Raw genomic sequence first — 14,944 nt, 5'->3', positions numbered from 1 at the left:
CTGTACTTATGGGTGAATGTTACATGTTGCAGGTTACAGGTTGCAGGGAAATACAACACTTTACAGGCCCCCTGAAACATGGAACTTGTAACCCGTAACTGCTTCTTAGGTTCAACCAGTATCTATTTACCAAAAGGCCTACTATTTTGGATTTTCTTTCCGTACAGTAACCGTATCAAAAACGAACAGTTTAGGCTATTGGGTTAACCATATTGTATTGATTAATAGATGTTAATAATCCGGCACCTCTTTAGCATTATTTAAAAACCGGAAAACCAACCCAATGCTTAAAAATTACATAATCATTGCCTTCAGGAAACTTTGGAAAAACAAAGTGTATTCCGGTATCAACATAATAGGTATGGCTATCGGGTTAGCGTGCTGTCTCACCATCGGACTATTTATTTGGGATGAGCTCAGTTACGACCGGTTTCATGCCCATGGCAATAACATTTACCGGGTAGTAGAGAAACAGGTACAGGCAGGTGATGTGTATAATGTAGCGGTTACGCCAATTCCGCTGGCCGATGCACTGAAGAAAGATTTTGCAGGTATAGTACAAACCTGTCGCATAGGTAGCCGGTCGGCATTTTTTCAACATGGCAATACAGTAACCGAAACGGGCAGCCTGCTTGTAGCAGATAATTCGTTTTTTAGTTTATTCAATTTTGAAATGGTACAGGGTGATGCCCAGAGCGCTTTAACGAAACCCGATGAAGTGGTGTTCAGTGAAACTATGGCCGAAAAAATGTTTGGAGCCGGCTGGCGTACATTGGGCAACCTCACCGGCCGGCCAATTACACTTAATAATAAACGTACTTTAATACTGGCAGGCATTGCTAAAGATGCACCTCACAATTCGCACATACAGTTTGATGCGCTACGCTCTTTCTCCTACGATGAGTTGAAACCTGATCTTATTAACTGGGATAATAATGAAGTACATACTTATATACAGTTAAGGGCCGATGCAGATGTTGCCCAACTGGCACAACAGGTATTTAATTACCACACTAAATTTATTCATACATCCTCAGTAAAGTTTTCGCTGCAGCCGCTGTTCGATATTTATCTTCATTCCGATTTTGCATTTACTACCGAATGGAGCAAGATAAGCGACATTACGTATATCAGGATCTTTACCGCGGTAGGATTGATAGTGTTATTGATTGCGATCTTCAATTTTATAAACCTGTCAACGGCACATGCCATACAAAGGGCACGTGAAGTGGGGGTGCGTAAGGCCATTGGCGCTTTTCGTATGCAGCTGGTGGTCCAATTCATAGGCGAATCATTAATTATGACGCTTATTGCCGTAGCAATTGCGCTGGTATTATTACAAGCATTTTTGCCATTGATGAACCAAATTTCAGGTAAACAAATATCTATTGCCGATACCAGTGCTTTCTTTTGGCTTACAATTGCCGGTTTTACCGTTTTGGTAAGTTTACTGGCCGGTATTTACCCTGCCTTTTATTTGTCGGCTTTTAAGCCAGATAAAGTATTGAAAGGTGTTTTTAACGTTCATGAGGGCCGGCTCTTCAGACGTACATTGGTTGTTGGGCAATTTATGTTTTCAATTATACTTATTATTGGGGCGCTTGTTATTTATAAGCAGCTGGTCTATTTGCAGAATAAAGACCTGGGTTTTGATAAATCGCAATTACTGGTCGTTAAGATGAAGAACGAACTGCGTAAAAAATCATCACTGCTGATGACCGATCTGCAAAAACAGCATAGTATTGCCAGTGTTTCAGCATCATCGGTGAACCTGATAGATGTGACCAGTTCAACTATTTCAATAAAATGGGAAGGCCAATCGCCGGATGAAAAATTTATAATGACCCAGGCGAATATTGATCCTGAATTTTTGGCAACCACGGGTATGAAAATAATAACCGGTAGAAATTTCAATGCAGGTATTACCACAGATACGGCTTCGGCTTACCTGGTTAATGAAACTGCCGCCAAACGTATGGGTTGGACGCCTGAACAGGCGCTTAATAAAACTGTTACTTTATGGGACCGGCCGGGTAAAATAATTGGTGTAGTGAAAGACTTTCATTTTCGCCCGCTAACAACTGCTATTGAACCCTTTTTATTCCACTACTGGCCCAAAGACCCCAGCAATACCCTGTTTGTAAAAACGAAGCCAGGTAAAACACGCGAAACCATTTCCGTTATAGAACAATTCTACAAGAAGTATGAAAAACAAACGGCCCCTTATTACGAGTTTGTTGACCAATCGCTAAATGAGCAGTATCGCGCCCAACAGCGCACAGGTAGCGTAGTGCTGTATTTCTCTGTACTGGCAATATTGGTATCGTGCCTGGGATTGTTTGGTTTGGTTACTTTTACAGCGAGCCAGCGGATAAAAGAAATTGGTATTCGCAAAGTGGTAGGCGCATCGGTCAATCATATAGTGATGTTATTAACTAAAGATCTTTTAAAATTAGTGATCATTGCCATTGTTATTGCTTCTCCCCTTGCCTGGCTTTTTGCCAACTGGTGGCTGCAGGATTTTTCGTACCGTACCAATATTAACTGGTGGATATTTATAATGGCTGGTTCGGCCGTTGTTTTTATCGCTTTAATAACAGTAAGCTTTCAATCGTTTAAAGTAGCCTTGACCAACCCGGTGAAAGCTTTGAGAAGTGAGTGACAAACAAAACGTATAAAGTAATAAAATTAGATCATGTTCAAAAACTATTTTAAGATCGCGTGGCGCGCCCTGGGCAAGAACAGGGCATCGGCTATTATCAATATTAGCGGACTGGCCATTGGAATGGCCGTGGCCATGCTGATAGGGTTATGGATCTGGGATGAACTGTCGTTTAATAAAGGAATAAAGAATTATAATACCATTGCCCAGGTAATGCAAAACCAAACCTTCAACGGCGAGGTGCAAACGTGGGGCTCACAGGCCATGCAATTAGGACCCCAGTTGCGTAACCATTATGGCAGCAATTTCAAACATGTAGTAGTAGCATCGTTTACAAATGACCACCTGCTTAGCTTTGGCGATAAGAAATTAGTAAAGCCGGGCGAGTATATGGAGCCTGAAATTACCGATATGTTAGCGTTAAAGATGCTTAAAGGCAGCCGGGGCGGGTTAAACGAACTTAACTCAATTCTGCTTTCGGGCACAATGGCCAAAACGCTTTTTGGAGATGCCGACCCAATGGGCAAAATTGTAACAATCGATAAAACGTTGCCGGTAAAAGTTACCGGGGTGTATGAAGACCTGCCCCTCAACAGCTCATTTTCAAACCTGAATTTTATAGCTCCATTTGAGTTACATGTAAAAAGTGAAAAGTTAGTTGAGAAGAATGTTAACTGGAGCAATAGCTGGTTCAGGGTGTTTGTGCAGATTGCCGATAATACCACCATGCAGTCTGTTTCAGCACACATTAAAGATTCCAAACTGAAAGGCGTGCTAAAGGCGGGTGATGACGATGACAGGTTTAAACCCGAAATATTCCTGTTCCCAATGAGCCGCTGGAATTTATATGGCGATTTTAAGAATGGCATTAATACTGGTGGTAAAATTAAATATATATGGCTGTACGGCACCATTGGCATATTTGTACTGCTGCTGGCCTGTATCAATTTTATGAACCTGAGCACCGCCCGTTCGCAAAAACGAGCCAGGGAAGTTGGCATTCGTAAAACAATTGGTTCCCTGCGGCGGCAACTCATTGCCCAGTTCTTTAGCGAATCGTTGATGGTTGTACTCATGGCGTTTGTAATTGCCATTGTGCTGGCGCAATTGTCGTTGCCCTTTTTTAATGAAGTGGCTGGTAAGAAAATGAACATTGCATATGCTAATCCTTTCTTCTGGTTTTTGTGTGTTGGCTTTTGCTTAATTACGGGAGTGATTTCCGGCAGTTATCCCGCTTTGTATTTATCTTCTTTTAAACCGGTTAAAGTATTAAAAGGAACATTCAAACCGGGCCGTTTTGCCGCCATTCCCCGCAAAGTGCTGGTGGTGGTACAGTTCACTGTATCTGTGATAATGATCATTGGCACCATCATTGTTTTTCGCCAGATACAATTTACCAAGGACCGGCCCATAGGCTACAATAACAATGGACTTATAAGCATACCTGTAAAAACTGATGCTATTCGCAACCATTACAATGTTTTTAGAAATGAATTATTGCAAACGGGTGTGGTTACTGAAGTGTCGGGTTCCGAATCGCCCATAACGGATGTATACGTAACGAACAGTGGTTATACCTGGGAGGGTAAGGACCCGCACATGACAGACGATTATTCAACCGTTGCCATTACCCATGAGTTTGGAAAATCGATCGGCTGGCAAATTGTTCAGGGACGCGATTTCAACAAAGCACTGGCCTCCGATTCAAACGGGTTGATCATTAACGAATCGGCCGTTCAATATATGGGGCTGAAACAACCGTTGGGTGTACAGGTGAAGAGAGGGCCCGAGCATTACACCATTATAGGGGTGGCTAAGAACATGATCATGCAATGGCCTTATGGAAAGGTGCGGCAAATGTTCTTCTTTTTAGCTTATGATAGAATCGGGTTCATCAATATAAAAGTTGCGCCGCAGGCGGGCATTAACGACGCCCTTAGTAAAATTCAGGCCATCTACAAAAGGTTTGACAATGATAATCCATTTGAGTATAGATTTTCTGACCAGGAATACGCAAAGAAGTTCGGTAATGAAGAACGTATTGGTAAACTGGCAGGTTTCTTTACGCTGCTGGCCATTTTTATAAGTTGTTTAGGCCTGTTCGGTTTGGCTTCCTTTACAGCCGAACAACGCACCAAGGAAATTGGGGTGCGTAAAGTACTGGGCGCATCGGTGTTCAATGTATGGCGCCTGTTGTCGAAGGAGTTTTTTATACTGGTGAATGTATCGCTGCTTATTGCAGTGCCCGCTGCATATTATTTTATGCATAGCTGGCTGCAGGATTATACATACCGTACCGATATTTCGTGGTGGGTATTTGTTGTTGCAGGTATTAGTGCATTGGGGGTAACGCTGCTTACTATAAGTTATCAGGCGATAAAAGCGGCTTTAATGAACCCGGTAAAAAGTTTGAGGACCGAATAAAACAAAGCCCCGACAGTATCGTTCGGGGCTTATTTATAGAGAACATTCATTCATATTAAATCACAAATCCATCCGGAAGGATAGAGCCTTTCTTTACGACCACAATGCCATCCTTTATAGTATACAACGAGTGATCTGTATTTTCAAGATGATTGCTGCCATTGATGCGTACATCGTTACCAATGCGGCAGTTCTTATCAACAATGGCATTACGAATATAACAACGTTCGCCAATGCCCAGCTTTGGCAAACCTCTTTCAACCGAGTGCTGCATTTCTTCAATGGTCTCAAAATAATCGGAGCCCATAATATAACTGCTTACCACCGTAGTGCCATGCCCAATGCGGCTGCGAATACCGATAACGCTGTTCTCAATACGGCTGGCATTGATGATGCTGCCTTCGGCGATAATTGTTTTCTCAAGTGTAGTACCGCTTATTTTAGCTGGTGGCAACATGCGGGCGCGGGTATAAACCGCGTTGCTGTTGTCGAACAAATTGAATGGCGGAATATCTGCAGTGAGCGCGAGGTTGGCTTCGAAAAAGGAATAAATGTTTCCGATATCCGTCCAGTAACCATCGTACTCGTAGCTCATTATTTTATGTACGCCTATTGATTTGGGAAGAATTTCCTTACCAAAGTCAGTTGCGTTCTTATGTTCTTCCAGCAATTGATCGAAGATCAGTTTGCGGTTGAAGATATAGATACCCATGGAAGCCAGGTATACCCTGCCCTGCTTTTGCATTTCTTCGCTGGTCTCACTTTTCCAGTCGGGCAAAAGGTCTTGCTTGGGTTTTTCTATAAAGGAAGTGATAGCACCGCCGTGATCGGCTTTCAGGATACCAAAGTCAGATGCTTCTTTGGCGTGTACCGGAATGGTAGCTACCGAAATATCGGCGCCCGATTCGCGGTGTTTATTGATCATATCCTGGAAGTCCATTTGATAAAGCTGATCGCCCGACAGGCACAGCACATAATCAAACTCATGCTGGCTGAGGTGTCGTAACGATTTGCGCACGGCATCGGCTGTACCCTGGTACCACGATGGGTTATCGGGTGTTTGCTCTGCCGCCAGAATGTCAACAAAGGCACTGCTGAAGATGCTGAAGTGATACGTGTTCTTAATGTGTTTGTTCAGCGATGCCGAGTTGAACTGCGTTAAAACGAACATGCGGTTGATACCGGAGTTGATACAGTTGGAGATGGGAATGTCTACCAAACGATATTTTCCGGCAATAGGCACTGCGGGTTTTGAACGGCTGGCGGTCAGGGGGTAAAGCCGTGTACCGGCTCCTCCACCCAGGATGACAGCAATCACTTGTTTGCTCATGGTTGATTTTTTTCCTAGTTCTTGATTCTTAATTTCTGTATTCTTCGATTGATGCTCCGTATTCAGGGATCAGGAAGTAGGACGTAAGAAATATGAAGTAAGAAATACAGTTGTATTTTCCTACTTCTTACCTCCTGCTTCTTACTTCAGACTCTTTCTAAAGTTATAGAATAATATTTATAATAATCCTGCATACACATCAATATACCTGCTTACACTGGTTTCCCAGCTAAAATCAAGCTTCATCATCTTTTGCCTGATGTGGTGCATTTTTTCTTTGTTGTGGTATAATTCGGCAGCGCGCCAAACCGCATGGGTAATATCGGGTATACTGGCATGGTTGTAACAGATACCGTAACCATTTACATCGCCAAAATCAATTACAGTATCTTTCAAACCGCCGGTACGTCGTACCATAGGCACGGTGCCGTAACGCATGGAGTACATCTGGTTCAATCCGCAGGGCTCTACCCGTGAGGGCATCAACAAAAAATCGAGCCCGGCATACATGGTATGACTTAACCCTTCATTATAACCGATAAACACATTGTAATCGTATTGTGATAATGGTTTTAGCGCATTCAATCCGGCTTCCACTTCGGGGAAGCCGCTGCCCAATACGAGGAAATTCATTCGCCGGCCAATATAGTATAACGAGTCGCCAATTACCTGTGGTAACAGATCGGCGCCTTTTTCACCAACAAGGCGGCCAATAAAGCCAATAAGCGGTTTGTCAAAATCAAGACTGAACTGGTCGCACAACAGCATTTTATTTTTTGCTTTGCCGGCTTCCAGGTCTTCTATGGAGAAGTGGTGTTGTAAATATTCATCTGTTTGCGGGTCCCACACATGGTCGTCGATACCATTGAGGATGCCCACGCATTTTCCTTTTTCATATTCGAACAGGGGTTCGAGGCCGTTACTCATCCACCTGAGCTCGTTGAGGTAGCTTGGACTAACGGTGGTAACCTTATCGGCACATTTAATGGCGCTGGCCAGTGGGTTAATGGTATTGTTCCAGTCGAGCATGCCCCATTTCCACATATCCCATTGGGGTATTAGTATGCTGCGGTTCCAGCCCATCCAACCCTGGTATTGGGCGTTGTGAATGGTGAGTACTGTTTTTACCTGCGAAAGTTTCCGGTACCTATAGCAATGCTTTACCATAAAAGGTATAAGCCCGGTATGATGGTCGTGCACATGGATGATGTCGGGCTTTTGGGCCCATGCGTTCAGCCAGTCAAGCACACAGATCTGAAAAGCAGTAAAACGTTCGTTGTCGTCGTTGTAGCCATACACTTTTTCGCGGTCGAGTAAACCGTTCACATCAACCAGGTACAATTCAAAACCCAGTTTATTGGTTTTTTCTTTAATGATGGTGAACTCGAACCACCAGTTGCCCATGTTGGTATTGCCTTTGTGAACAACCGTCCAGTCATTGGCGTACAAAAATTTGGTGCGGTACATAGGCATTACCACCCGGGCGGTATGCCCAAGGTCATTCATATACTTTGGTAAGGCCCCCACTACATCTCCCAACCCGCCTGCCTTAGCTACAGGGTAACATTCCGCGCTTACATGTAATATATCCATTCTTATAATTCAGGTTAAAGTAAAAAGGAAATGTGTGTTCAATATAGGAAGGATTTTGATTTTATGAGCCATATGTAAAAAAAATGATTACAAAAGGCATTGACTATGCACCCTACATTACGTGTTGCTGGTTGCGGAGATATAAAATTTCATGCCTGCATAAGTTGCTAAAGCGGTAATTTGGCAGGCGCAACAAAAGTGTTCATCGACAGTCGTAGCCAGCAATGGCGAAAATCTTATTACATTTAAAGCATCTTTTGACTAAAAATCAACCACTAAATGAGTCAACAAACCAAATGGTCGCAATTTGCCGTACTGATCTCTGTATTCTTTTTCTGGGGGTTCGTTGCGGCCAGCAATGACATCCTGATCCCCGTTTTCAGGGAAAAATTACACCTGGAGGCCTGGCAGGGCCAAATGATCTCTTTTGCATTTTATGTAGCTTATACTATTGGTTCTTTAATTTATTTCCTGATAAGTAAAGCCACTGGCGGCGATATTTTAAATAAACTGGGCTATAAAAATGGAATTGCTTTGGGACTGTTTATTTCTGCCCTCGGCACCCTGCTATTTTACCCGGCTGCCGAATCCCAGTCATTCCTGATCATGATCACTGGTTTGTTTATTGTGGGATTAGGATTTTCTCTGCAGCAAACGGCTGCCAACCCGCTGGCCATTGTAATGGGCGACCCCAAAACAGGATCACAGCGCTTAAGCCTGGCAGGGGGCATTAATAACCTGGGCACTACCCTTGGACCGGTAATTGTGAGCCTGGCCATTTTTGGGTCTGTTACCGGCGTAAAGCAGGTGGCCGATATAGGCGCAGTAAAAACACCTTACCTGATATTGGGTGCTGCTTTTTTAGTGGTAGCTGTTATTTTTAAATTCTCGCCTATTCCCAATAAAATTGAGCATAATGAAGAGATTGAGCTTGACCTCGACAAATCTTCTGAAGTGGCCGCCAAACCAATGCCCCCACACGGCAACGGAAAAAGTGCGTTGAAGTACCCCCAGTTGTGGCTGGGTATGATCGGCATTTTCATATATGTAGGTGTGGAAGTGGCTACCGCCAGTAACCTGCCACAATTTATGACCGAGCACCTGAAGGATGAGAATGGCCACGCATTTCCAACCGAAAGCATTGCACCCTGGGTTTCGCTGTATTGGGCCAGTTTAATGATGGGCCGCTGGACCTCCTCTGTTGGCGCCTTTGGTATTAGCGCAGGCGTTAAATCTGTACTGCGCTTTATTATGCCTTACCTGGCTTTTGGCGTTTTCCTGCTTATCAATAAAATAGCCAATCACGATATTACCCCCTTCTATATTTATGCTGGTATAATCGTAGCCCTGATCATTGGCGACCTGCTGAGCAAGGGAAATCCTGCGCGTCAGTTGCTTATCTTCTCCGGCTTTGGCATGGCTGGTTTAATTATCGGTATGTTGGCCGATGGCTGGGTGAGCGTTTACGCATTCACGAGCGTTGGGCTCTTCTGCTCTACCCTTTGGCCCTGTATTTTTACACTGGCCATTGCCGGTTTGGGCCAAAGGACCAACGAAGGCGCCAGCTTCCTGATCATGATGATCATGGGCGGTGGCTTTATCAGTTTGCTGCAGGGCTGGCTGGCCGGTCCGAATGTATTAGGAATTCAGGCTTCGTTTATCGTAGGCGTGCTTTGTTTTGCCTACCTGGCTTTCTATGCTATTCGCGCCAAGGCAATTTTAAAGACCCAAGGTATTGATTATGATAAACTAGAGAGCTCTGGTGGTCATTAATACGTAAATAGATGGTATCTTCACGCCGCAAAACGGTTCCTGGGACTGTTTTATGACCAAATCTAAGAAACTGAAATTTAGCAATGAGACAACAAGAGTATGCCATTGGGATTGATATTGGCGGTACCAACACCGTTTTTGGGGTAGTAGACCACCGGGGAACTATATCGTACCGGGGAGCTATTTCAACCCGCAAACACAATAATATTGAGGATTATATTGAAGAGCTGGCCGGCGCCCTGGCCCCTGCCATTGACCATGTAGGCGGTATTGATGCCATTCGTGGTATTGGTATTGGCGCACCAAACGGTAATTATTACAAGGGTACAATTGAATATGCACCCAATTTACCATGGAAGGGCCTCATACCTTTGGTTCAATTAATGAACGATAAGTTTGGGGTTCCCTGCTCACTTACCAACGACGCCAACGCGGCAGCCGTGGGTGAAATGATGTATGGTGTAGCCCGTGGCATGCGCGATTTTATAATGATAACCCTTGGTACCGGTGTGGGCAGCGGTATTGTAGCCAATGGGCAGCTTATTTACGGTCACGATGGTTTTGCCGGTGAATTAGGTCATACGACCATTATCCCCGGCGGCCGTTTACATAAAGGCACTGGTTTACGCGGTTCGTTGGAGGCATATGCATCCGCTACGGGTGTAACACTTACAGCGCTTGAGTTCCTCGACAGAGATCCTAACCGCGACAGCCTGTTGCGTAATTATGCCAAAGAAGAGATTGACAGCCGTGTTGTTTACGACTGTGCTATGCAGGGCGATGAAATTGCCAAAGAAGTATACCAGTTCACCGGTGAGGTGCTCGGGTTGTCACTGGCCAATTTCGTAATGTTCAGTTCGCCTGAAGCCATCATTTTGTTTGGCGGCATGACCAAGGCCGGCGATCTCATTCTGAACCCAACCCGCGAGCATATGGAAAAGAACCTGCTGCCTATTTTTCAGAACAAGGTAAAATTGTTGTTCTCTGAATTGCGCGAAGCGGATGCGGCTATTTTAGGTGCGAGCGCTCTTGTATGGGAAGTTAAAACAGATAAGGTTGTTTAGTGAAATAACAAGTAAGAAATACTAAATAAAAAAGCTGATTCAAAAAATGAATCAGCTTTTTTATTAGTTCACAGTTCATTGTTCATAGTTCACTGTTTTCAGTTATTGAGCTGTTCAGTTATTCAGTTGATCAGTTTTATTAGGCTACGCTTCGCTCGCCATTCATTGTATTCCTCGTTAACTCGTTAACCGGTTAACTCGTCAACTGTATTTCCTTTATCTGCTCTATCACCTTTTCAACTCATGGTCTTTCCTATTTCCTATACAGCTTCAACAATCACTTCTTTTTCTTTGAAACCTTCCTCGTAACCATAAACACACTAGCCACCGCCCGTTGCCTTCCTTCTGCAGGAACAATCGTTTCCTTTCCGTTTACCAGCATACAACTGCTGCTGCCACCATCGAGGTTAATGGCTTCAACACAACCCAGCTCAACCAGCAGGCGTGCTTCTTCTTCGAGTGTGGCGCCTTCGGCAATACCAGGTGCACGTCCCTGAATTACCAAAATGATCAACCGGCTGTTACGGGTATAACCAATGGCTGTTCGCGGGTGCAGGTCGTTCTTTTCAAATGCGTATAACTGTTCTTCTTTATTGGTGATGGTTACCATCCCTTCCTGTACCAGTACGGGGCCGCCGCCAATAGCCGTGTGCATCTTCCACCAGTTCCATTGTTCAATGGTATGCAGCTCGGTAAATGCGGGATCGGGGTTGCTTCCTTTTGAAATAATGGGGTGGCTTTGAAATGCATAAGGCCATCGTTTGGCCGTATCGGTAAACAGCCAGGCCACATCGGCCATGCGTTTTTTTGAAATGCCAAAAGCGCTGCGGGTGGCATAATAGAATGAATCGCTGAACAGGCTTTTCAATGCGGGAATATTATAGGCCACCATCTTACCATCGCGAATAATGACGTTTAGATTTTGATGGGTTTGAAAGGAGAAATACCCGCCGTTTATAACAATGTATGGCTTGCCTTCTTTAGAAAAATATTGTGATGGAGTATAACAGTTACCCTCGCCCGTTTGGGTGGTGAAGTCTAACTTTTTATCTTTTAGCTTAACCTCGGCGCACCAGGCTTTAAAGGGGCGGCCATTTAATGAATCGGAAGTTTTGAAAATGCGGATCGATGCGGGCAGACTATCGAATTCGTGGGTTGCTTTTATCCAGCGCACCTGGCTTGTGCCTATGGCGGGGGCAAGCAATACTAGAAATAATATTGAGTGGCCAATATTAATGTGAAATGGTATTAGTATTATGAAGTAAGATGTAAGAAGTACGAAGAACCTGTATTTCTTACCTCCTACTTCTTACATTTTACTTCTGTATTTTCAAGACTTAAATTATGCTGTAGTCAAATTCAATAAATTATTGAATCATCATTTCCTTCTGCTTCAACCATTGTTCTTTACCGTAACCTGGTATAACATGGCGTTCGCTGTGGTAGCTTGAACGTACCAGCGGACCGCTTTCAACATAGTCGAAGCCTATGTTGTAACCAAATTCGCGGAACTCGGCAAATTCATCGGGATGCACAAACCTCAATACAGGTAAATGCTTTTTGGTAGGTTGCAGGTATTGGCCCAGGGTAATAACGTCTACCCCGCTGTTACGAAGGTCTTGCATGGTTTGCATTACTTCTTCTTTTGTTTCGCCAAGACCGCACATGATACCACTTTTTGTACGCATACCACCTTCTTTCAACAGCTTCAGCACTTCCATACTACGACGGTATTTGGCCTGAATACGTACCTGGCGGGTGAGGCGTTCAACGGTTTCAATATTGTGTGATACTACTTCGGGGGCAGCGTCAATAATACGTTGCACATCTTCTGCCTTACCTTTAAAGTCGGGCACAAGGGTTTCGAGTGTAGTATCGGGATTCAATGCTTTTACGGCTTTGATGGTATTATGCCAAATGATACTGCCGCCGTCTTTTAGTTCATCGCGGTCAACAGAGGTCAATACGGCGTGTTTTACCTTCATAAGGTGAATGGCTTCCGCCACACGTTGCGGTTCGTCCCAATCAACGGCATCGGGCCGGCCGGTGGCCACTGCACAAAAACCGCAGCTGCGGGTACAAACATTACCAAGGATCATAAAGGTAGCGGTGCCCTCGCCCCAGCACTCGCCCATATTAGGGCAATTGCCGCTTTCACAAATGGTGTGGAGTTTATGTTGGTCAACCAGGTTGCGAACGTGGCGGTAGTTTTCGCCGGTTGGTAACTTTACACGCAGCCAGTTGGGCTTCTTTACAACGGAAGTTGATTCATTTACACTACTGATAACGGGTAATTCCTGCATATGTCTAATATAATTCTGATTAAACCTTTGGGTGTTCCTTAACCAGGTTATATAACATCCCAAAACCCAAAAGGTTGCTCACGCTAATTATAACAAATTGATATCTAGTAACCTATTGAAAATAGGTGTCTTTTTCGCCTACAAAAATAACACAAAAAAGGGTTAATGGAAGCTTTTAGTTATTCTGTAACTGTGTATAAATCAATTCATAGTTCATAGTTCATAGTTCCCAGTTCTCAGTTCATAGGTTCTTTATTCAAAGTTTATAGTTTGTGGTTCTTGGGTTAAAAGTTATTCAGTTGGTCAGTTATTCAGTTCGTAAGTTAATGGCAGCCCCGGGTTCGCGCCGCAGCGGCCGATGGAATAACTGACCAAAACGAAAGCCTATGAACAATGAACTATGAACTAAAAAGCCCAACAAAAAAGGTGAGCTTCTTTTTTAAGAGAAACTCACCTATAATTAGTTTAGTGTGCCTGGGAAACTAAGACTTTCGCCTTCCCAGCAGCAGCGAAATATACGCGTTGAAGAAAAAGCTTTTTTCGGGGCTGTAGGCCATTTGGGCCACTTTCCCGAAATAATATTCGGCGTTCAGCCCCACCTCAATGGCCGATACGGTTTCATTAAACCTACCATAGTCAAACCGCAGCGCACCCTTGGCCGATAAGCCCCACTTGGGTTGCACCTTGTCCCAACCAACGGTAAAACCCGAACCACCCTGTTCTTCATAATTGATGCTATCAATGATCTCGGGATAGGTTTTGCGATACCGTTGCTGGGTAGTTTTATCTACTATGTCAACGTAATAAGGCTTTTGCAAGCCAATAGCAAGACCACCGGTGTAAACAGCCATAACCGCTACCCCATTCTTGTTGCCTTTACCGCCAATAATACGTTGCTGGCCGGCGTTCAGCTTTACCTGGTAAAAGTTATTGAGCTTGCCATAAATAACGCTGTTGAAATTAAACCCATTCAAAAGCGAAGTGCGTTTTTCCTTCTTATGCTTTTTTTCGTTGATCTCGATCTGAAAGATGTTCGCCACCCGGGCGCTTTTAAACCGCCCGATCTCATAAGAAAGACCATAGCCATCGGTATTTAATTTTATTCCGAATGCGCTTTGTTTACTAAAAATTATTTCCCCTTCTTCTTCCTGCTTTAACAGGTTGTTGATCCTCTCTCGTTTTGCAGCCTGTTTGTCTTTTCTTGCTGTCGGTGATTTGGGAGTTGGATTATCTTGCGCCCATACATTGGATGCAAGGGTACCAGCCAAAAGGAACAAAACATATTTCTTCACTGGCTATGATTTGATTATTAAACGTAAATTTAAGGTAAAATATATATTATAATGACCTCAACAGTAGTTTACGAAGGAAATCTGAGAACGGTTTGTACACACGAAAAATCCGGGTCCGTTATTGAAACCGATGCGCCACCAGATAACCAGGGTTTGGGAGAGCGGTTTTCACCAACCGATATGGTGGCAACAGCGCTTGGCACCTGCATGTTAACGATAATGGGTATTAAAGCCCGCGATATGAACCTCGATATTAAAGGCATAAAGATCGACGTTGAGAAGATAATGAAGGCCGATCCCCGCCGTATTGGTGGCATAAATTTAACATTTCATTTTCCCGATACCCTGCAGGTCGATGAAAAACAAAAGACAATACTCGAACGTGCAGCCCATACCTGCCCGGTAATGTACAGCATTCACCCCGATATTGAAGTGAACGTTACCTTTAACTGGCGACCCGAAACAATAAGCAATTAGCAATAGGCAAGTTTTGATATTATTTT

The 14,944-nt window shown here is 44.0% G+C and carries 10 protein-coding genes; 5 read left to right on the top strand and 5 right to left on the bottom strand.

What is annotated here, in order from left to right:
* Positions 1-283 precede the first annotated feature (283 nt).
* Both GGD38_RS11245 and GGD38_RS11240 read left to right on the top strand, forming a co-directional pair.
* Positions 284-2,662, top strand: coding sequence for an ABC transporter permease (locus tag GGD38_RS11245; RefSeq protein ID WP_375300762.1), 2,379 nt, complete (start codon positions 284-286; stop codon positions 2,660-2,662).
* A gap of 33 nt (positions 2,663-2,695) precedes the next feature.
* Positions 2,696-5,086 (top strand): ABC transporter permease, encoded by a 2,391-nt coding sequence (locus GGD38_RS11240; protein ID WP_375303818.1) that lies wholly within the window; start codon positions 2,696-2,698, stop codon positions 5,084-5,086.
* A gap of 55 nt (positions 5,087-5,141) precedes the next feature.
* Here the strand turns inward: GGD38_RS11240 and GGD38_RS11235 are convergent, their stop codons facing one another.
* Both GGD38_RS11235 and GGD38_RS11230 read right to left on the bottom strand, forming a co-directional pair.
* The gene (locus tag GGD38_RS11235; protein WP_375300765.1) at positions 5,142-6,416 is read right to left on the bottom strand and encodes a glucose-1-phosphate adenylyltransferase; all 1,275 of its coding nucleotides are present in this window, start codon (positions 6,414-6,416) and stop codon (positions 5,142-5,144) included.
* 177 nt (positions 6,417-6,593) lie between these two features.
* On the bottom strand, positions 6,594-8,009 hold the full coding sequence (locus GGD38_RS11230; protein ID WP_375300766.1) for a glycogen synthase: 1,416 nt from the start codon (positions 8,007-8,009) through the stop codon (positions 6,594-6,596).
* Positions 8,010-8,288: 279 nt separating this feature from the next.
* Here GGD38_RS11230 and GGD38_RS11225 point away from each other — a divergent pair, with 279 nt between their 5' ends.
* A complete protein-coding gene (locus tag GGD38_RS11225) occupies positions 8,289-9,782 on the top strand; it encodes an MFS transporter (RefSeq protein ID WP_375300767.1) in 1,494 nt (497 codons plus the stop codon).
* An 83-nt stretch (positions 9,783-9,865) separates the two neighbouring features.
* Positions 9,866-10,846 carry an ROK family protein gene (locus tag GGD38_RS11220; RefSeq protein ID WP_375300768.1) on the top strand — a complete coding sequence of 327 codons (981 nt, stop codon included), beginning with the start codon at positions 9,866-9,868 and terminating at the stop codon, positions 10,844-10,846.
* 277 nt (positions 10,847-11,123) lie between these two features.
* On the opposite strand, the gene GGD38_RS11215 is transcribed toward GGD38_RS11220, so the two are convergent.
* The 3 genes from GGD38_RS11215 to GGD38_RS11205 all read right to left on the bottom strand — a co-directional run bounded on the left by GGD38_RS11215 (position 11,124) and on the right by GGD38_RS11205 (position 14,441).
* Positions 11,124-12,050: a phosphodiester glycosidase family protein gene (locus GGD38_RS11215; RefSeq protein WP_375300769.1), complete on the bottom strand. Its 927-nt coding sequence runs from the start codon at positions 12,048-12,050 to the stop codon at positions 11,124-11,126.
* Positions 12,051-12,213: 163 nt separating this feature from the next.
* Positions 12,214-13,149 carry a lipoyl synthase gene (lipA, locus tag GGD38_RS11210; protein WP_375300770.1) on the bottom strand — a complete coding sequence of 312 codons (936 nt, stop codon included), beginning with the start codon at positions 13,147-13,149 and terminating at the stop codon, positions 12,214-12,216.
* 482 nt (positions 13,150-13,631) lie between these two features.
* Positions 13,632-14,441: a hypothetical protein gene (locus GGD38_RS11205; protein ID WP_375300771.1), complete on the bottom strand. Its 810-nt coding sequence runs from the start codon at positions 14,439-14,441 to the stop codon at positions 13,632-13,634.
* Positions 14,442-14,492: 51 nt separating this feature from the next.
* On the opposite strand from GGD38_RS11205, the gene GGD38_RS11200 reads away from it, so the two are divergent.
* Positions 14,493-14,918 (top strand): OsmC family protein, encoded by a 426-nt coding sequence (locus GGD38_RS11200; RefSeq protein WP_375300772.1) that lies wholly within the window; start codon positions 14,493-14,495, stop codon positions 14,916-14,918.
* The last annotated feature ends 26 nt before the right edge of the window (positions 14,919-14,944 follow it).

Origin of the sequence: Niastella sp. OAS944 (assembly GCA_024809215.1) — a bacterium.
Lineage (GTDB): Bacteria > Bacteroidota > Bacteroidia > Chitinophagales > Chitinophagaceae > Niastella.
This window is presented reverse-complemented; position numbering and strand designations above follow the sequence as displayed.

Excerpts from the sequence above, each read along its gene's own strand:
- GGD38_RS11200 (WP_375300772.1), top strand. The coding sequence starts at position 14,493 with ATGACCTCAACAGTAGTTTACGAAGGAAATCTGAGAACGGTTTGTACA.
- GGD38_RS11230 (WP_375300766.1), bottom strand. The coding sequence starts at position 8,009 with ATGGATATATTACATGTAAGCGCGGAATGTTACCCTGTAGCTAAGGCA.
- GGD38_RS11220 (WP_375300768.1), top strand. The coding sequence starts at position 9,866 with ATGAGACAACAAGAGTATGCCATTGGGATTGATATTGGCGGTACCAAC.
- GGD38_RS11245 (WP_375300762.1), top strand. The coding sequence starts at position 284 with ATGCTTAAAAATTACATAATCATTGCCTTCAGGAAACTTTGGAAAAAC.
- GGD38_RS11225 (WP_375300767.1), top strand. The coding sequence starts at position 8,289 with ATGAGTCAACAAACCAAATGGTCGCAATTTGCCGTACTGATCTCTGTA.
- GGD38_RS11235 (WP_375300765.1), bottom strand. The coding sequence starts at position 6,416 with ATGAGCAAACAAGTGATTGCTGTCATCCTGGGTGGAGGAGCCGGTACA.
- lipA (WP_375300770.1), bottom strand. The coding sequence starts at position 13,149 with ATGCAGGAATTACCCGTTATCAGTAGTGTAAATGAATCAACTTCCGTT.
- GGD38_RS11240 (WP_375303818.1), top strand. The coding sequence starts at position 2,696 with ATGTTCAAAAACTATTTTAAGATCGCGTGGCGCGCCCTGGGCAAGAAC.